At 38.6% G+C, this 18,106-nt stretch carries 15 protein-coding genes; 5 read left to right on the forward strand and 10 right to left on the reverse strand.

Features of this window, described 5'->3' with window-relative positions; all coding sequences use genetic code 11:
* Positions 1 to 572 (reverse strand): sulfatase-like hydrolase/transferase (locus tag XM47_RS15170; RefSeq protein WP_048694484.1); only part of this gene is annotated, 572 nt, incomplete at its 3' end.
* Positions 573 to 591: 19 nt separating this feature from the next.
* Positions 592 to 2,034, reverse strand: coding sequence for a sulfatase-like hydrolase/transferase (locus XM47_RS15175; RefSeq protein ID WP_048694351.1), 1,443 nt, complete (start codon positions 2,032 to 2,034; stop codon positions 592 to 594).
* A gap of 189 nt (positions 2,035 to 2,223) precedes the next feature.
* On the opposite strand from XM47_RS15175, the gene XM47_RS15180 reads away from it, so the two are divergent.
* The gene (locus tag XM47_RS15180) at positions 2,224 to 3,672 is read left to right on the forward strand and encodes a helix-turn-helix transcriptional regulator (RefSeq protein ID WP_048694357.1); all 1,449 of its coding nucleotides are present in this window, start codon (positions 2,224 to 2,226) and stop codon (positions 3,670 to 3,672) included.
* An 83-nt stretch (positions 3,673 to 3,755) separates the two neighbouring features.
* Here the strand turns inward: XM47_RS15180 and XM47_RS15185 are convergent, their stop codons facing one another.
* Together XM47_RS15185 and XM47_RS15190 are read right to left on the reverse strand one after the other, a co-directional pair.
* Positions 3,756 to 4,763 carry a glycoside hydrolase family 16 protein gene (locus XM47_RS15185; protein ID WP_053084583.1) on the reverse strand — a complete coding sequence of 336 codons (1,008 nt, stop codon included), beginning with the start codon at positions 4,761 to 4,763 and terminating at the stop codon, positions 3,756 to 3,758.
* 69 nt (positions 4,764 to 4,832) lie between these two features.
* Positions 4,833 to 7,358 (reverse strand): glycoside hydrolase family 3 protein, encoded by a 2,526-nt coding sequence (locus XM47_RS15190; protein ID WP_048694359.1) that lies wholly within the window; start codon positions 7,356 to 7,358, stop codon positions 4,833 to 4,835.
* A 69-nt stretch (positions 7,359 to 7,427) separates the two neighbouring features.
* Here XM47_RS15190 and XM47_RS19150 point away from each other — a divergent pair, with 69 nt between their 5' ends.
* Positions 7,428 to 7,571 carry a hypothetical protein gene (locus XM47_RS19150; RefSeq protein WP_154665756.1) on the forward strand — a complete coding sequence of 48 codons (144 nt, stop codon included), beginning with the start codon at positions 7,428 to 7,430 and terminating at the stop codon, positions 7,569 to 7,571.
* A gap of 9 nt (positions 7,572 to 7,580) precedes the next feature.
* Here the strand turns inward: XM47_RS19150 and XM47_RS15195 are convergent, their stop codons facing one another.
* Complete coding sequence (locus XM47_RS15195; RefSeq protein WP_172656548.1) at positions 7,581 to 8,882, reverse strand: glycoside-pentoside-hexuronide (GPH):cation symporter; 1,302 nt, start codon at positions 8,880 to 8,882, stop codon at positions 7,581 to 7,583.
* Between the two features lie 11 nt (positions 8,883 to 8,893).
* Complete coding sequence (locus tag XM47_RS15200) at positions 8,894 to 10,156, reverse strand: sugar MFS transporter (RefSeq protein ID WP_048694362.1); 1,263 nt, start codon at positions 10,154 to 10,156, stop codon at positions 8,894 to 8,896.
* Between the two features lie 300 nt (positions 10,157 to 10,456).
* Here XM47_RS15200 and XM47_RS15210 point away from each other — a divergent pair, with 300 nt between their 5' ends.
* From XM47_RS15210 to XM47_RS15220, 3 genes are all read left to right on the forward strand, one after another.
* Positions 10,457 to 11,356, forward strand: coding sequence for a hypothetical protein (locus XM47_RS15210; RefSeq protein ID WP_048694366.1), 900 nt, complete (start codon positions 10,457 to 10,459; stop codon positions 11,354 to 11,356).
* A 48-nt stretch (positions 11,357 to 11,404) separates the two neighbouring features.
* Positions 11,405 to 12,151 carry a hypothetical protein gene (locus XM47_RS15215; RefSeq protein ID WP_149865531.1) on the forward strand — a complete coding sequence of 249 codons (747 nt, stop codon included), beginning with the start codon at positions 11,405 to 11,407 and terminating at the stop codon, positions 12,149 to 12,151.
* 138 nt (positions 12,152 to 12,289) lie between these two features.
* Complete coding sequence (locus tag XM47_RS15220; protein ID WP_048694372.1) at positions 12,290 to 13,807, forward strand: SEL1-like repeat protein; 1,518 nt, start codon at positions 12,290 to 12,292, stop codon at positions 13,805 to 13,807.
* Positions 13,808 to 13,960: 153 nt separating this feature from the next.
* On the opposite strand, the gene nspC is transcribed toward XM47_RS15220, so the two are convergent.
* The 4 genes from nspC to zipA all read right to left on the reverse strand — a co-directional run bounded on the left by nspC (position 13,961) and on the right by zipA (position 18,031).
* On the reverse strand, positions 13,961 to 15,130 hold the full coding sequence (gene nspC / locus XM47_RS15225) for a carboxynorspermidine decarboxylase (RefSeq protein ID WP_048694375.1): 1,170 nt from the start codon (positions 15,128 to 15,130) through the stop codon (positions 13,961 to 13,963).
* A 100-nt stretch (positions 15,131 to 15,230) separates the two neighbouring features.
* The gene (locus tag XM47_RS15230) at positions 15,231 to 16,439 is read right to left on the reverse strand and encodes a saccharopine dehydrogenase family protein (RefSeq protein WP_048694377.1); all 1,209 of its coding nucleotides are present in this window, start codon (positions 16,437 to 16,439) and stop codon (positions 15,231 to 15,233) included.
* A 417-nt stretch (positions 16,440 to 16,856) separates the two neighbouring features.
* Positions 16,857 to 17,111, reverse strand: coding sequence for a DUF2164 domain-containing protein (locus XM47_RS15235; RefSeq protein ID WP_048694380.1), 255 nt, complete (start codon positions 17,109 to 17,111; stop codon positions 16,857 to 16,859).
* A 14-nt stretch (positions 17,112 to 17,125) separates the two neighbouring features.
* Complete coding sequence (gene zipA / locus XM47_RS18765) at positions 17,126 to 18,031, reverse strand: cell division protein ZipA (protein ID WP_053084584.1); 906 nt, start codon at positions 18,029 to 18,031, stop codon at positions 17,126 to 17,128.
* Between the last annotated feature and the right edge of the window lie 75 nt (positions 18,032 to 18,106).

Below are 18,106 nucleotides of genomic sequence, written 5' to 3' on the forward strand. Positions count from 1 at the left end.
AGATACTCATCAAATTCAGCGACATCATGATTTCGCATAATTGGTAACCAATAACCATCCGCCCCAAGATGCACCTCGCCTGGCATATATTGATGACCGCCATCTAAGAAGCCATAAAAATAGTCAAAACCTCGTTTATTAGGTTGAAAATGGGGTGCGCCACCCAGATGCCATTTACCTATAATGGCTGTTTTATAGCCAACTTCCTGTAACCGTTTGGCAAAGGTTTTTTCAGACAGAGGTAGTCCCATATACTTATCATCTGGAGAATAAGATACGTTATTTTCCATGCCAAATCGCGCTTGATAACGACCAGTTAGTAGCCCAGCGCGAGAAGGCCCACAATAAGAATGGGTCACATAGCCGTTGTTAAACCTTACACCACCATAAGCTAATTTATCTATATTGGGCGTTTTAATATCTTGGGCACCTGTGTAGCCTACGTCTCTATAACCAAGATCATCCGCTAAAATAACCACAATATTAGGTTTTTGCTTTGCTTGCGCTAAACCTATAACACTTGCCCATAGTACAATTGCCCAGTAAGCGGACAGATGAATGAACTTTTTCATGCGATAAACCTTCTTAAAATTAATCTGTTAGATGTTTTCGATACTTATCCATGCGCTGCATAGCCGCACCTTCATATTGGCGTTTCAACTGCCATTTAGGTCGCTCTAGAGTGAGCTCCCAGCTAAATAGTTTTTTATATAAGTCAGTGACGATTTCTGGATGTGCTGCCGCTAAATTAATTTCTTCTGCCGGATCTGATTCCAACTCATAGAGTTCAGCAGGCCGATCTGGGAAGCGTAATAATTTCCATGCCCCATGTCGTATTGCAGCTCGGGTTTCTTTCTTCCAAAAAAGCATTTGATGTGGTGTATGTGTTTCATTATTCGCCATTGTTCCAGTTAAAAATGGAAGCAGGTTTTTGCCATCAATATCTTTGAGTGTTTTCATATCACCACCCGCAGCAGCAAAAAATGTTGGTAACAAATCGAGTGTAATAATCGGATCACGGTAAACTTTTAATTGGTTCAGTTTAGCAGGCCAACACATGATAAAAGGCACTCGAATTCCGCCTTCTAAATGATTTGCCTTTGTACCACTTAATGGCGCATTGTTTGAAGCGTTTTGATCGGTTGGTCCGCCGTTATCATTGGTAAACACAACCAAGGTATTATCTCTAATTCCTAGCTGCTCGAGTCGATTCAGTAGCCGTCCAATCGCTTTATCCATAGCGAATGTCATCGCTGCCAGCGTTTTGCGTTTACCCGTCAAGGCTGAAAATTTTTCCAGATCAGCGGCTTCAGCTTCCATAGGCGCATGGACTGCAGTAAAAGATAGAAACGCAAAAAAAGGTTTTTTGTCTGTTGTTTTGGTTTGGCTGTGTTCGATAAATTCTATGGTTTTATCTACCAAAGCATGGGTTAAGTACTTAGGTGATTCTTTATACTGCCTGAATCCCTGCTCTAAATAATCTTCAGGCCGAGTATTTGGGTTGTCTTCATTAAAAGCAAAGTAGCTTCTTGCCCCACCTCGAAAACCATAAAAATAGTCAAAGCCACGTTTAGTTGGATGAAATTTGTCCGCATTACCTTGATGCCACTTGCCAAATAATCCTGTGGTGTAACCTTGCGCTTTTAAATATTCGGGCATTATTTTTAAATTAAGCGGCAAGCCCATTTCGTCGCCAAGCGTACCTGAGTGACTCATATAACCGGGCACGTTATTTTCTTCGTAGCCAAATTTTTGTTGGTACTGACCGGTTAAAATACCCGCTCGAGAAGGACCACACACAGCGGCACTCACATAGGCCTGTGTAAATAAGATGCCTTGATTGCCTAACTTATCTAAGTTAGGCGTTTGCATGACTTTACTCCCGTGGAAGCCAAAATCATGATATCCAGCATCATCCGCTAAAATAAAGAGTATATTGGGTTGCTCGGTATCATTCGCAAAAGTACAAGCAACAAAAAGCCAAACTAAACTTTTTAACCCCTTAGCCAAAATGCGCTGAATATTTAATTTCATTTGAAACCTTATCTAAACAATTTTAATCAGTGGATTTATCTCACATAATCAAAATTTCAGCTTATAAAAAAGGCTATAAAGATTTCAAATTAAGCTAATTCTTTAATAAACTTACAAATTTGTAAACATTCAACAATAATTAACGTTAAACTTAAAGCTAGAACTAGCAGTAAAATTTATGAGTAATAAATGAACAAAGTTGAGATTTCTTGGCACATGTTTACGCAAGGGGTCATACCTTTTGTCGCAGCAATAACCTATTTATTGGTTTTAGCCTACTTCACTTTAATCAGACATAAAATGCAGGCTTACCATCATTTCGCTATATTTATCTTATGCTTTGCCTGTTTTTTAGCAGGGCCACTGATCAATATGCTGCCGATTGAAACCGCTAACCGGTATTTTGATATTGCTAGGAATATTCTACTGTTTAGTTTTGGTATTCCGTCACTGCTTAACGGCTTACTTATCAGCGCCAAAATAACACTCTCAAGCCAATTAAAACGAATACCTTATTACTTGGGATTAATTTGGAGTGCCATTTTTCTTATCTCACCGCCATTAGTTCAAATAAAAGGCAGCGAAATACCTTGGACTAACTTTTTGATTAAAGCCGAGTATGTGTACCTTTCTCAACTGGGATTTATCGCTAGCGTTTTATTTATTCCTTGCCTGTCTTTAGTATATTTTTTAAGGCAAAAATCCGACAATTCGAATCAAAATCATAAAGCGCTAATCTTATGTTACGGTGTTTTGTGGCTATGCTTGTGTATGACTGTTGGCCTAATCTTTAAGCAGTGGGCTTGGTACTATAGTGGCGCGAGCGTGACGGCTTTAGTTTGGGCATGGGCCGTTTACTATGAAATTAGACTTGATCAACTAAAACAAAACCAACACCACACACATCAAAACCAGTTAGCAAGAACTCAATTTAGCTTAAATAAACATTGTGAATTTAGTCAGTTTTATCCAGCAACACTCAATAAAAGCTACCCTTACAAAGAAAGGGAATCTTTAGTTGAAGCTGTCAATACCGTTAGCTTAGGCTTAATAGAGCCAAGGTTTGATGACTTGGTAGCCGCTTTATCAACGTTTTGTCATGACAATTTAGATACATACAAAATAAGAGCCAAAGAAATCGCTTTTATATTATTCGATGCAGCTCTATACCAAGGCGCTGATTACGAAGGAAGCATGAAACAACTTGAGACAAGCGGCGACAACATAGACAAGGCAAATTCTTTAGCCGAGATTAACCAAGCATTATTAAAACATACACATGATTTAGTAAACCAATTAAGCCAACAAAATAGCCAAGGTGTCGACAATAGAATAGTTGAACAAATCCAAGCTTGCATTTTGAGCCACTACCATAAAGAACTCAATTTGGAGACTATTTGTGAGCAAGTAGGAACCAGCCGCGCACAGGCCATAAAATTATTTAAACAACATACGGGCCAAACAATAAATCAGTACCTAACCCAAGTGAGATTAGACAAAGCAAAATCTTTATTACTTGTTAAAAGTATTACCGAAACTGCCTATGAAGTCGGGTTTAAAAATCCTGCTTATTTCGCGACTGTGTTTAAAAAACAACTGGGTATGACCCCGAGTGAATTTCAAAAACTCGCAAAATAAAAGCTAACATTTAGCCTTCATGTTAGCCCCATTTTTAGCCCAAACTTTAATCTAAAATTTGGGCTAAAGTTGAATCGCCATTGTTAAAGCGCTGGCGCTGAAAGCCCTTTTAGCGGTTTAATTTTAAGGTTTTTAGTGCCGCAGTTATGTTGATCACTACATTGATAGACACGAACATAATCAATCGCCAAGGTTTGAGGAAAAACACTTGGATCAATCCCTTTATTATTAGTATTAGCAGCCCAAGCACCGCCGACAGCTAAGTTTAATAATATATGAAAGTTTTGATTAAATGGCGCATCGGCTGATCCATTCACTAACTTGCCAGCCTGATCTGGGTATTGCGTGTACCAACCAGCTGAAGTCTGAGTTGCGTAGTGAATGTTATCGACATACCAACGAATCTCCCCCGGCTCCCATTCAACTGCATATTGATGAAAATCTGAGCTTGGATCTTGACTGTTTGGCAAGGTGTAGCTTGTACCAGAATGCACATTCTCTGGCCAATTTCGTCCAAAATGCAAAGTGCCATGGATTCGGGTTTCTAAAGCGCCTTGCTCTGCTTCAGGGGCATCCGAAGCTGTATTTATATTAACCGCTTCCATAATATCTATTTCGCCAGAAGCCGCCCAAGTCCCATAAACATTATCCGTAGGTAACATCCAAATGGCTGGCCATGTACCCTGCCCTTGCGGTAATTTGGCACTAATTTCAAAGCGGCCATATGTCCAATCGGCTTTATGCTTGGTATTTAAACGGGCAGAGGTATATGGCAAAGTTTTGCTATCAGACATATTACCATCGACATGAGCTGGACCAGTAAAGGTTTCTTTTTTGGCAACTATATTCAAAACACCGTCTTTTACGTAAGCATTGTCGGGTTTATTTGTATAGCACTGCTGTTCGTTATTACCCCCACCCCAACAATTTTCTTCGTAATTCCATTTGCTTAAATCTAGGCTAGCGCCGTCAAATTCATCTTGCCAAACCAGCTCCCATTTTGCCGTTTTGATTCCTGAACAACTTGAAATACCAATTAATACGAGTGCTGATAAAGAAGATATTAATACCGTAAATTTTAAATGAGTCATACATTTTCCATAAATTAAGCAGCCTAGTCCGAACGGCTAGACTGCTAGAGTTATGCTACAAGGGAAAGCTTAAGGGCAGTCTTGACTTGCTTGATTTGAAACGATGCGAATCTTAGAAACACTCAACTTATTAGGCTGGTCTGATTCAATCGACCAGATATTACTCACCTGTTTGAAAGTTTCTGAGTTCTCATTTAAACAAGATAGATTAATATTGAGCGTTTGCCATTCTCCAAGTGCTGAGCTGTTAATGTATTTAGCTAAATCAACTGAAAATGCTTGCCCTTGAGTCGTTGCTAAATTGAAAACCACTTGACCTGAAACTGGCGTTTGTAACCTTAAATCAAAACTCACACTGCTATTTGCTTTGGCATATTCAGAAAAATCAAAGCCTGCTGGATTCACTAATTGAATACCCGCTGATTGACTACCTGACCAAGTTAATTCAAATGCATCTTCTTGCACAAAACGGTTAAAGCTTTTGTAAGTCACACTGTTAGCTGCGTCCAAGCTTACCGTATTCGAGTTAACCGCTACCTTTGTATTTTGGCTGTACAAGTTAAAGTCAAAACCCAGTGTTGGAGCTTGATTAAACAAGGTCAGTTCATCTGCAACAGCCGCAGATTTAATAGTTAAATCTTCATTTAAATCCGGAATCATTTGATTAGAGTTGTAATCTAAACCATAACCATATGCAAATAATGGCTTATAGTTTTGGTCATTTACATTAAGTATTGTTTGATCTGGTTTTGCAGGCCAAGAGAAAGAAAGTTTCCCTTTGAAATCATGTTTAATTTGACCATTTAGCTCGCTAAATAAAACATCCGCAATACTGCCACCTTCAGTACCTGGTAACCAAGCAGCAACAAAAGCGTCTGAAGCGTTTAATTCTTTATTCACCCAAAGCGGACGACCAGTTAAAAATACACTCACAACAGGAATGCCTTCACTCTTTAACTTTCGCAATAATTTCAAATCAGTTTTAACGCCAGCTTGATACTCTAAATTGCCGTCTTTAATATCGCCTTGCATTTCCGCATAAGGATTTTCACCAAATACTACAATGGCAACGTCTGGTTTTTCAGTATAAGAAGCATCTAAACTTAAGTTTGCTTGGCCTCCGTTCGCTTCTAGTGTTTGTTTAATACCATGATAAATAGAAGTCGCATTAGGGAAATCAGAATTTACATTTGCAGTACCTTGCCATGTGAGTGTCCAACCACCATTTTGTTTGCCAATGTTATCTGCACCATCACCAGCAACAAGTACATTCAAGTTTGGTTTTAGCGGTAATATGTTGTGATTATTTTTAAGTAAGACTAAAGATTCTCGCACCGCTTGTTGTGCTATTTCTTTATGTGATATAGAACCAATCGCCCCTTTATTAGGTACATGAAGTCGATCAGATGGCTTAGCATCAAACGCGCCCATTCTATATTTAACTCTTAAAATTCGAGTCACAGCGTCGTCGATTCGAGATAGTGCAATTTCACCAGACTGAACTTGAGCGATTGTATTGAAATATAAAGCTTTCCAATCTTCCGGAACCATAAGAATATCAACCCCAGCATTAATTGCTTGGGCACATTTATCATTGCTACAGCCTTTGACTTGACCATGTCCATTCCAGTCACCAACCACTAAGCCATCAAAACCCATCTTTTCTTTTAATACATCGGTTAATAAATATTTATTACCATGCATTTTTTTACCATGCCATGTATTAAATGATGCCATAACGGTTTGTACACCCGCTTCAATAGCGGTTACATATCCCTGAGCATGTAGGCGAAACAGCTCTGCTTCTGAATCAATATTATTGCCTTGATCGACCCCCTCAACTGTTCCTCCATCACCAAGAAAATGTTTAGCCGTTGAAACAACTTTGTCGGAAGCTAAAAAGTTTTTACCGGCTTCGCCCTGCATGCCTTCTACATATTTACCAGCATAACTTTTTACAATAGCAGGATCTTCAGAAAAGCTTTCATAAGCGCGTCCCCATCTATCATCTCGCGCAACTGCAACCGTTGGCGAAAAGTTCCAACCTATACCCGTTTCTGCAACTTCTTTCGCAATCACTTCGGCAACTTTTTTGATCAGTTCTGGGTTATTAGCAGCACCTAAACCTATATTGTGTGGAAATAAAGTCGCACCATAAACATTATTATGCCCATGTACGCCATCTGTTCCCCAAATTGATGGTATTGCTATACCATCTTGAGAATCATCTAGTGCAGCAAGGTAGAAGCTATCAGCAAGATCTACCCAATCTTTAACGTTGGCTTGTTTATTACCATCAGGGAAAGAGCCTCCTCCATTTAAGATTGAACCAAACCCATATTTACGCATATCTTCAACTGAAACAAAGCGTAACTCTGGTTGAATCATTTGCGCGACTTTCTGTTCGAGTGTCATTTTAGCTAAAAGAGAAGCCACTTTTTGCTCCACAGCCGCATCTTTAGTGACAGCTGATTTAACCGATGGCCAGATATCAATCGGGTTAACGGTTTGATTTGCTTGGTTTGACTGACTACAACTCGCTAATGCACCTGACATACAAAGTGCGATAAGTATTTTATTTGATGGAAGTTTCATTATTTGAATAGACCTTATCTCTGCCAATAATTTAAGAATTGAAATAAGTTTAGAATAAAGTGAAACAAAATGAAAGCGCTTACATTAGTAATTGTTGATTTTTTATCTTTAAAATGTAAAAAAAACGAAACAGACAAACAAAATACACTATTTACACTCGGTAAATTAGCGGATAAACCGGATTTTAGACTTAAAGGCGAGACAACAGAATGATAAGCGCTATCATTTTATAGATAACTTATAAAATTTGAGCAGGTAAGCAATAAAGGCCAGTAACACAGCAGGAAAAATAGTATAGACAATTAAGATCCCATGCAAACTCGTCTCAGTTTGAACTGAATCTGCTTGATAGCCAAACATACCTAGGCTCCATGCTGATAAGCCACCGCCCAATGCAATTCCGAGTTTCATTGAAACTTGGCTAACAGAATAAACCGCACCGGTCAGATGTATCTTACTTTGTTCTTCTGCATAATCAGCAACATCAGCTAACATTGACCATAAAATGGGACTTCCCATTTGTAAAAAGAAACTTAAGCCGAAATTAAAAACTAGGGCGAGATAAAATTGATCTTGCAACACCCAATAATTAGCACAGCTTATCAAAGCACAAACCATAAGTGCCGTTCGATATAGTCCAAGTTGGCCAATATATTTTGAGAAATGCTGGGTGGAAAAACTGCCTATAATGCTCCCTATCATTCCAACAGAAAGAAAAAGTGAGCTTTGGGCTGACATATCTAAATAATAACCAACATAAAACAGAGTCACAGAGTTTCTAATCACGATTGCTAATAAAATTAAAAAGCAAATAAATGCAATAAACCTGCACTCTGGATTGGATAATATCCAACTTAAGTTTTGCTTAAGACTGCCGTGAGACATATGTTCATTCGCAACTCTTTCTCTAGTGGTGTAAAAACAAATCAGAAAAAATACCAGCCCGAGCGAACTCAATACTATCATAGCCAACTGAAATCCTTGCTGCTCATCTCCTGCACCTAACCATTCCACCATAGGTATCATGAAAGCGCTGATCATTAAGCCACCTAACATAGCAAGAGAAAAGCGGTATGACTGTAAAGAAATTCGTTGTTGAGGCGATTGGGTTAAATACCCTGCAAGTGCGCAATAAGGTATGTTTAATAATGAGTAAGTGATCGTGAGCAGTACCAATGTGACCAAGGCATAGCTGAACTTGCCTAGTTCAGTAAAATCAGGTGTGGTAAAAGCTAAACAACTAAAAAAGGCCAAAGGAAAACAAAACCATAAAATATATGGTCTAAATTTTCCCCATCTAGTATTGGTTCTATCAACTAAAAAACCAATAAAAAAAGTCGAAAGTCCATCAATCGAATGAACAATAATGAGTAAAAATCCGACTAAGTAAACAGATAGCCCAAAAACCTCGGTATAAAAGTAAGTGGAAAATATCATCAGCGTTTGAAAAACTAAATTGCTGGCCGTGTCACCTAAACCATAACCAATTTTTTCACTTATTTTCAATGCCTTAATATTTTCCAAATTATTTACCCTCAGGCTTTATTTAATTTATATTTGTAACCAGTGAAGCCATAAAAGCCAATATAAAGATAGCAGACTAAAGGCACAATGAAAGCAAACTGCACATTGTAAATATCTGCTGCAGCACCTTGAAGTAAAGGAATGAAAGCGCCACCAACAATAGCCAAACATAAAATACCAGAGCCCTGACTCGTTGCTAAACCGAGACGATTTAACGCTAAGCTAAAAATAGTTGGAAACATAATAGAATTGAAAAAGCCAACACTTAAAATAGCCCACATAGCTAGCTGACCTTCAGCCAAAATAGTGACCAATAATAGAGCAAATACACAAAACGAGTTCAAAACAAGGAGTTTATTGGCTGCAATTTTAGTCATCAATGCAGCGCCGACAAAGCGGCCAACCATGGCACCGCCCCAAAATATTGATACATACTTAGCAGCCTGATGTTCGGTAATACCTGCGATATGGGATTCGCCTAAAAAGTTAATTAAAAAACTACCTACAGAAACTTCAGCGCCAACATAAACAAATATACCAATCGCACCCAACACCAAATGCTTATGCTGCCATGCGCTGGCACCAGACTGGCTCTCTGTATTAGGTTCTTCGGTATTTATTTGTGGTAATTTAATCACTTTCCAAAATAAAAGAGTCAAGACGAAAAATGTCGCAGCCAGCAATAAATAGGGTAACTGAACTGCCGATCCGGCATCTGAATTATCTGCAGAGCTTAAGTAAGATAAAATCAATACTCCGCCAAATATTGGCGCAACTGTAGTCCCTAAAGAGTTAAATGCCTGAGTTAAATTTAAGCGCATCGCGGCTTTTTCGGGTTCTCCCAAGATAGTAACAAATGGATTAGCTGATACCTGGAGCAAAGTAATACCGCTCGCTAACACGAACAAAGCAGCTAAAAACAAAGCGTACACTTTAAAGTGGGCTGCTGGCACAAACAGCAAACAACCAAAGGCCGCGATACTCAAGCCTGCGACTATCCCTTTGTGAAAACCCACTTTTTTTACGAACTTACCTGCAGGATAGGAAACAATTGCATAAGCACTAAAAAAGCAAAAGTTTACTGCCATTGCTTGTAAATAACTAAGCGAAAAAAGACTCTTAAGGTAGGGAATCAAAATATCGTTCAGGGCTGTGATAAAGCCCCACATAAAAAATAGTGATGTTAATACAATTAACGCTGAACGATATTGCCCAGCATTTTCTCCAGTTGGAATACTGGCATTCGATTCTGGGTTTTCAATAGAAAAAGCCATGATGTTTACCTTAAATTAAATATGCATTAATAAGTTTAAAACAAAATGTAAGCGCTTACAACAAATCAAATAAATAAATTTATAGTAAATATCATGGGCAATACTATGTGTTTAGATCTTACCCAAATCATTTTTATTTAAAACACGCACTTAAACTAAAAGATAAAAACACCCATGACAAAAAAATCAAATTAGATCTTTTTGTTGCAATTAAGACCAACATGAAACATATTAAATCAACACAAAAACAACAAAACAAACACTTTATTAACCCAAGCACTTTAAAAATAAGGAAAAATAATGAAAATCATCGCTAAACCGCTTTCTGCAACATTTCTGATTGCAGCGTCTTTGGCTAGTAGCCAAGCATGGGGAGACTTTAAAGGTTGGAATCCAAATTGGAGCAATTTAACCAATAATGTCGCTAGGGCTGTTACTTCACAACAACAAACAAGCATGCTTAATAACGTAAATAACGGCACAATAGATACTCGAGGTACCGAAATAAACGTAAATAACTCGGTTGTTGAAACAACTGGGACTGGGTCTCGCTCGGTTATGCCGAATAGTGACATGCGCTGGCATAATCCATTTGGTAGCTCTTATTCAACTTCTCCCAGCACGCGTTGGTATCAAAAAGATGGTAACACTCAAGTATTTAGAATGTTTCCTAATGATGAAAACTTTTTTGGTACACGAATAGGTGCAGCTCGAAGTGAAGCCTTTGTGGGTAACCATTTATCAACAGTTGAAGCAGATGGTAAAACCGTGACATTTTCAGCTCGCTTTAGAGTAGAAAAGCATAACGGTAGTAAAGATGTCATGCTGTTCCAATCAAAAGGCAGCGGCTTAAATACCCAAGACGGCACCTATCCAGCATGGGGGATCTCTTTATGGGTAGAAAAAGACGGCGACATTATTTTAGTCAAACGTAATCAAGTATTCAGCCAAAACGAAAAAATTGATACTGGGTTTAATGTTGGCCAAAGTTTTAACTTAAGAGTGACTGACGATGGCTATAACTATAAAGCTTTCATCAATAACGTTGAAAAAGCGGCCGGAACTTGGGAGCGAGGTGATACACCAACGGTACAACGCTGGGGCATATACGTACAAGGTGGTGAAAGCGGAATTTTAAGCGGTACAATTAACGACGAACAAGTTGTTTATGTTAGTGGTGCCAGAGCTGAATTAAATTAATTTTAAGCGGCGCGCCGTATGGTGCGCCAATTAACTATGGTGCTTGTTATGACTCGACAGTTTATCAGCTTAAGCTTGATTTTATTGCCTATCATTATGGGGTTAGGCTATTTTTTACCTAAACAAAACATAGAGCAAAAACCACCCGCAGATCAATTTAACTCATCAATTAAACAAGCAAAACTAGACATAGAACCAGTCAAGTCATTCTCTTTGGAGACAAACTCAAGCCTTAACTCAGATATAAGCTTAACCCAGTCTAAAACTCGCATTAACTCCACTCAACAGATTTACGAGTTCATCAGCAAAAATCCAGCAAAAGCAGCACAGTTTATAAGTGAGAATGAGGTGGCCGAACAATTCGCCTTTAGTATGTCGTTAATCAATAATTGGAGCCTTAAAGAACCACAATTAGCACTAACTTGGTTACAATCACAGAGCAATAAATTCTCTAAAGTACAATACGAAATGCTGATGCGTGGTCTACTCAAAAACTATGCGAAAGTACAACCCGATTATGTATTTTATCAACTCGAGTACCTTGCTCCTGAGGCAATTTGGCATGAGTTAATGTTTGATATAGCACAGGCATGGGTCAACCAAAATCCTGATGAAGCAGTCCGTTGGTTAGATGACCTTGCTAATAGTAAACAACCGATCGAGTATCTTACTGGAGCTCATGTAGTCGTATTAGAAACGTACGCAAAACTCGACATGGTTGCAGCACGAAACTGGTTAAACAAGCTACCCAACAAAGCACTGCGCCAGCAGATAGAAAATCAACTCGATTTATAAAATTATCGAGCCACTTATTAAGCATTTCACTAATCAGCGAAACCCAATTAAGCCGAAAGTAAATTTTATGTTATTTTGATAGACGATAATTAGACCAAATAGTATAAAGCTTAACATCGGATGTTATGAGTAATAAAAATGAAAAATTGGTTAGTTTTAGGTTTATTCTTTAGTGGTTATACGCAAGCAATTACCACAGTCATGGACGCAGATGTTCTGTTTGAACAACAAGCCTACACAGAAGCAAAAGCAGCTTACGAGCAAAATATAGAGATTGGCAGCCCACATGCCTATTACCAATTAGGTTACATGCATTTTAAAGGGCTAGGTATTCCGAAAAATATTCCCTTAGCTTTAATCTATTTTTCTTTAGCAGCTGAATATAAAATTTCGGATTCAGAGCAAATTGCCGCAAAAATTTTAGATAGCTTACCAGAGCAACAACGCCTTAAACAAAGCCATCTGATAGCAAAAACAATTGAAAAATATGGTAAAAAAGCCCAGCAGGCAAAATACTTCCCAGTCACAGTGAATGAAAATTTATCCAAAAAACTCACCCTGAGTTCATCAGTATTTGACGAAGATTGGTTTGAGCAAGGGTTTGACGATCCAAGCGATTCGGTTGAAAGCTTTTCAATTGAAGATAGTTTTTCGGATAGCTTTAGCGAGGACGGTGAGTTTACATCAAGTGACTTTGGCTCAGAGCCAGCGCAATCAACTGCCCGCCCATCTAGCTTTATCAATTTAAACGACCGACCTTACTTTGCCGTACTCGACTATCAAATCGCTTTAGATGGCAGTGTTCGCGATTTAGCAACCAGTCAAAAAATGGGTTATGTCAAAAAACGGGTTGACGACTTTGCCCGCTTTTATAAATCCCCAGTGCAACTGGATCAACAGCCAAACTGGTTTGTTGGCCAGCAAATTTTAGGCATTGCCGATATGTCTAGATTCGAGTTAGAAGCCAAGCACCCTAATTTATATTCACGTATGCGTCGTATCGCGAATAAACTCAGAGCAAGCGACAAAACGGCAGATCAGTTCCAACTTGCGATGGCATTAATGCGGTTTAAATTTTTAACCAAAACACCAGAAGAAGGCGCAGCGCTACTTAAACAATGTGCAGAAAAGCACTGGCCTGCCGCTCAATACGAATATGGCTTGTATTTATACCGAGAACAAATTGATGTCGCCAAAGGGATTGAATATATAGGGTTAGCAGCGCAACACGGTTACAGCCAAGCAAATTTCCAATTAGCAGCGTTACTTCAGCATAGTCCTTGGGTTGAACAAGATATACCAAAAGCTTTATTTTGGTACGCTCGTGCTGCTGAGCAAAATATCTCAAATGCTAAGCTCAGAGCTGCCTACATCCATTTAATTGATAACAAGCAAGATTATTATAATGCAGGGCTTGCTAACCAATATCTAACCGAACTTGCCGAAGAAAAAGCAGCTGATCCAGAATTTCATTTTGTTAAAGCATTAAGCTATCGTGATAGTAACAATCGCCAATTAAAACTGGCTTTTACCCACATGCGTAAAGCAATAGATTTAGCAGATAGCTTAAGCTGGGATACAACAGAATGGGAAAACTTATTTTCGACTTGGACAGAAGGTAGAATCACACTGCAAGATGACATAAATAACAGCTAAATCTTAGGTCTGTTAATGCTTGCCAAAATGAGCACAGATTTTGTGATTGGGTCTCATTGAATCAAAATAACCTGTGCTTATTGCCGTATTGTCAGCTAGATAGAGTAAGTAATATAGAGCTAAATCAATATAAACGCATACATCTAAGCCCTGTTAAGACAGCCTCATTTTAAAGTCTTCGTAACCAAATTGTTTAATCAGCTTCACTTCATCTGTTACTGAGTTCCACACTGCAATACTCGGTAACCCAATGCCATTAAAGGTCGACGTTTTAACCATAGTATAATGCGCCATATCATCAAACATTATCCTTTGACCAAGAGTCAATGGCTCAGCAAAAGAGTAATCGCCAATGACATCGCCCGCCAAACAAGTTTGGCCACCCAATCTGTATGTATGCGCTTGCTCACCAGCTTCCCCAGCGCCAAAAACCTCTGCTCTGTATGGCATTTCTAATGTATCTGGCATGTGGCACGTCGCTGAGGTATCTAATATAGCTAAATCCATCGCATTGTGCGTTATATCTAGCACTTCACTAACCAACACACCTGTGTGAATCGCAATGGCTTCACCCGGCTCTAAGTAAACTTGTACATCATATTTTTGTTGGAAGTTTTTAATCCTTTCGACCAAGCCATCTATGTTATAACCCGGCTTAGTAATATGGTGTCCGCCACCAAAATTAACCCATTTTAATTTAGGTAATAGCTCTGAAAATTCTTTTTCAATAACATCTAAAGTTCGGCTTAAAGGCTCAAATTCTTGCTCACATAAAGTATGAAAATGAATTCCTGTAATCCCTTCTAAACTATGCTGCTGAAATTCTGGATAAGGGATCCCCAGTCTAGAACCAGGGGCGCATGGATCATAAATAGGTGTCGAACCTTCTGAGTGTAATGGATTCACTCTTAAACCAAACTCTAATTCAGGTCGCTCTGCTTTTGCTGCTTGTAATAATGGCTGAAATCTTTGCCATTGGTTAAAAGAGTTAAAAATTAAATGGTCGGTAATTTTTAAAATTTCAGCTAAATCTTGCTCTGTATAGGCTGCGCTAAAAGTGTGTACTTCACCTTGAAACTTTTCTTTACCTAATCTCGCTTCATTTAAGCCACTGGCACAAGTCCCTTTTAAATACTGGCCAATAAGTGGCGCTAGGCTAAACATAGAAAAAGCTTTTAACGCTAAAAGAATTTTCGCCCCAGACGCTTGTTGCACTTGCTGAAGAATTTCTAGATTGTTTTTTAACGCAACTTCGTCGACGACAAAGCAAGGTGAAGGAACTCGATTAGGATCGAACTGATGAAAAGTTTTACTGTTTAACATATTCGGTTTCTGCTAGCTGAATCAGAGGAAGGAGATAAAGCATTAAGGTGTATTCACCTTAATGCCATTCAACAAAACTTAGTTAACTCGGGTTGAGTTATTAAAGTAAATTAAAGTCTGGGTTTTCGATAACTTGCCAAGGTAACCCATATTCATTCATGTCTGCCATAAATGCATCTGGGTCAAGCTGTTCCATATTCCAAACACCCGGTTTTTTCCATTGGCCTTCTAAAATCATTTTCGCGCCAATCATAGCTGGTACACCGGTAGTGTAAGAAATTGCTTGTGATTCAACTTCAGCATAGCAGTCTTGATGATCTTTAATGTTGTACAAGTAAACGGTTTTTTCTTGGCCGTCTTTAATCCCAGTGACCACACAACCAATACAAGTTTTACCTTTAGTTCGTGGTCCTAAAGTAGATGGATCTGGTAACAGCTGCTTCAAGAACTGAATCGGCACAATTTGTTGGCCTTGGAATTCAATTGGTTCTATGCCTGTCATACCAACATTACCTAAAACTTCTAAGTGTTTTAAGTAGCTTTCACCAAAACTCATCCAGAATTGAGCTTTCTTTAAACTTGGGTAAAACTTGGTTAAAGATTCAAGTTCTTCGTGATACATACGGTAAATGTTATAGCTACCAACACCATCAGGACAGGTGAAGCTTTGCTTAGTCGACATAGCAGGCGTCGTAACGAATTGACCATCTTCCCAATGACGACATTCTGCAGTCACTTCACGGATATTAATTTCTGGATTGAAGTTTGTCGCAAACGGGTAACCATGATCGCCACCATTAACGTCGATAATATCGAGTGTATGTATTTCGTCAAAATAATGTTTTGCAATGTACGCAGTAAACATATTGGTCGCGCCCGGATCAAAACCCGAACCCAACAATGCAGTTAAACCAGCTTTTTCAAATTTTTCTTGATAAGCCCATTGCCATTTATATTCAAATTTAGCTGTATCTAGTGGCTCATAATTGGCTGTATCCATGTAATGTACGCCAGCTTCTAAACAAGCATCCATTATGGTTAAGTCTTGGTATGGTAAAGCTACGTTTATAACCAACTCTGGCTTTATCTTATTCAGTAAAGCGACTAGCTCAGGTACATTATCTGCATCTACCTGACCGGTTGATATTTCACGGTTTAGGCTTTGCTTTATCTTTGCTGCAATCGCAACACATTTAGATTCAGTTCTGCTCACTAAAGTGATATCTGTGAATACTTCTGCTAATTGCGCACATTTAAACGCAACCACCTGGCCTACACCGCCAGCACCAATTATGACTACTTTACTCATGATTTTGCTCTTTCATTAAATTACTGCGTTATTCATCTAAAACGTATTCACCTTCCACATGTGCTCTTTGCACTGAACCGTCTACTATTTACTAAATTAAATTGTATAGACAATGATCAGCATAAACACCAAAAATTTGTTGAGAAACCATATTCAACTGCTTTATACGCTCTAACTATTTACTGTCAAAAGCTAGCTTAAATTATGTCAAACAACTACTCAATCTAAGCAAGCTTTTCAGGCGGGGATATTAATCGCTTTATGCCAATTTACATAATAAAAATTATTACTTTTTCGCTGATTGGATCAATTAATTTCGATTTAGTGAGGATTCGACAAATAAAAGATAAAAATATCGAACTATTTTTACAGATTTTGCAAAAGGGCTAACTAGAAAACACCTTGAGCTTGAGGATATTAACGGTGAAATCGGGTCGGTTTTTCAATTTCGTAAAGCGCGTCAGTTATTGCTTCAACTTTTTCTTGGAGTACAAGCTGAGCATCTTGTACACCACGATTATAATAATAATTACCCATATGTTCAGATATAAAATCAAGTAAAAAGTCAGCATCGAACTGGCCGAGTTCTTGTTGTAGTTCGTCTTCAAAGTAAGTTTGAAGTTTATCTACAAGGTGCTGCTTTTCTTCTGGGCTAAATTTTATATCCGACATATGTGCTTAACTTCTTAAGCTTTGAGCAACTGTCTGCGTTCAAATTCGCGAATGCGATCTGTGCAGTGTTGTACTGTTTGTCGCGTTAGCACGCTGCGCTGGCCGTCTAATACTTGACCATTAAATTCTGCGGCTATTTTTTTCGCTGCATTGTGCATCATGTTAAACGCAGCTTGTGAGTCACCCGCAACAGGTAAACTCAAGAATAATGAAACCCCTTGAGTGGTGAACTGCTCAATATTATCAATATCAAAAGTACCTGGGTTAAACATGTTTGCCAAACTAAACAAGACTTCACCTTCGCCTGATGGCGATTCATGACGGTGAAAAATATTAAATTCGCCGAATTTAAAGCCCAGTGTTAATAAAGTAGGTAATAATACCGCACCCGACATTTGCTGGCCTTCTGCAACCACTACATTCAAAATTAGAACTTCTTCGGGGTTAGACTGATTTTGTTCGCTCGATTTAGCCGTTTGTTCTACTTCTGCAGGCTCTGAAACCGAAGGTATTTCAGATTCAAGTGTTTCACGAGCGCTGATTTGATCAATAATCTCATCGCCAAAGTGATCATCCGCGTCGGGTAATTCCATTTGCAATTGGCTTCCTGCTAACTCAGGCTCTACTCTCACTTTTGGTTTTTCAACCTTCTCTTGTTTTAGATTATTGATACTTTGTTTAATCGAAAACTTTTTATCATCTGAGGCTTGGTCTGAGCTGCTTTCCGCTTTTTTAGCTTTGGCTGTAACTACCCTAGGTTTAGAAATTACACCATCATCAGCTTCTGCGTCGGTATTAGTTGAATATTGCTCGGATTCAATCTGCTTATTTTTACGTATGGTGTATATGCCGTGAACGACAAGCGCAGCAATTGCTATAAAACCTAGCACCATAAGGATTAAACGTAATTCTGATTCCATTTTTAACCTTTTCTTTTAATTTTATTCACTAATTAACCTCAGCTCAGAATATATAAGCTGTACTTAGGGTAATAA

It is taken from the genome of Catenovulum maritimum, assembly GCF_001050375.1.
Lineage (GTDB): Bacteria > Pseudomonadota > Gammaproteobacteria > Enterobacterales > Alteromonadaceae > Catenovulum > Catenovulum maritimum.

Excerpts from the sequence above, each read along its gene's own strand:
- XM47_RS15215 (WP_149865531.1), top strand. The coding sequence starts at position 11,405 with ATGACTCGACAGTTTATCAGCTTAAGCTTGATTTTATTGCCTATCATT.
- nspC (WP_048694375.1), bottom strand. The coding sequence starts at position 15,130 with ATGTTAAACAGTAAAACTTTTCATCAGTTCGATCCTAATCGAGTTCCT.
- XM47_RS15185 (WP_053084583.1), bottom strand. The coding sequence starts at position 4,763 with ATGACTCATTTAAAATTTACGGTATTAATATCTTCTTTATCAGCACTC.
- XM47_RS15175 (WP_048694351.1), bottom strand. The coding sequence starts at position 2,034 with ATGAAATTAAATATTCAGCGCATTTTGGCTAAGGGGTTAAAAAGTTTA.
- XM47_RS15210 (WP_048694366.1), top strand. The coding sequence starts at position 10,457 with ATGAAAATCATCGCTAAACCGCTTTCTGCAACATTTCTGATTGCAGCG.
- XM47_RS15230 (WP_048694377.1), bottom strand. The coding sequence starts at position 16,439 with ATGAGTAAAGTAGTCATAATTGGTGCTGGCGGTGTAGGCCAGGTGGTT.
- XM47_RS19150 (WP_154665756.1), top strand. The coding sequence starts at position 7,428 with ATGAAAGCGCTTACATTAGTAATTGTTGATTTTTTATCTTTAAAATGT.
- XM47_RS15190 (WP_048694359.1), bottom strand. The coding sequence starts at position 7,358 with ATGAAACTTCCATCAAATAAAATACTTATCGCACTTTGTATGTCAGGT.
- XM47_RS15200 (WP_048694362.1), bottom strand. The coding sequence starts at position 10,156 with ATGGCTTTTTCTATTGAAAACCCAGAATCGAATGCCAGTATTCCAACT.
- XM47_RS15235 (WP_048694380.1), bottom strand. The coding sequence starts at position 17,111 with ATGTCGGATATAAAATTTAGCCCAGAAGAAAAGCAGCACCTTGTAGAT.
- XM47_RS15220 (WP_048694372.1), top strand. The coding sequence starts at position 12,290 with ATGAAAAATTGGTTAGTTTTAGGTTTATTCTTTAGTGGTTATACGCAA.
- zipA (WP_053084584.1), bottom strand. The coding sequence starts at position 18,031 with ATGGAATCAGAATTACGTTTAATCCTTATGGTGCTAGGTTTTATAGCA.
- XM47_RS15180 (WP_048694357.1), top strand. The coding sequence starts at position 2,224 with ATGAACAAAGTTGAGATTTCTTGGCACATGTTTACGCAAGGGGTCATA.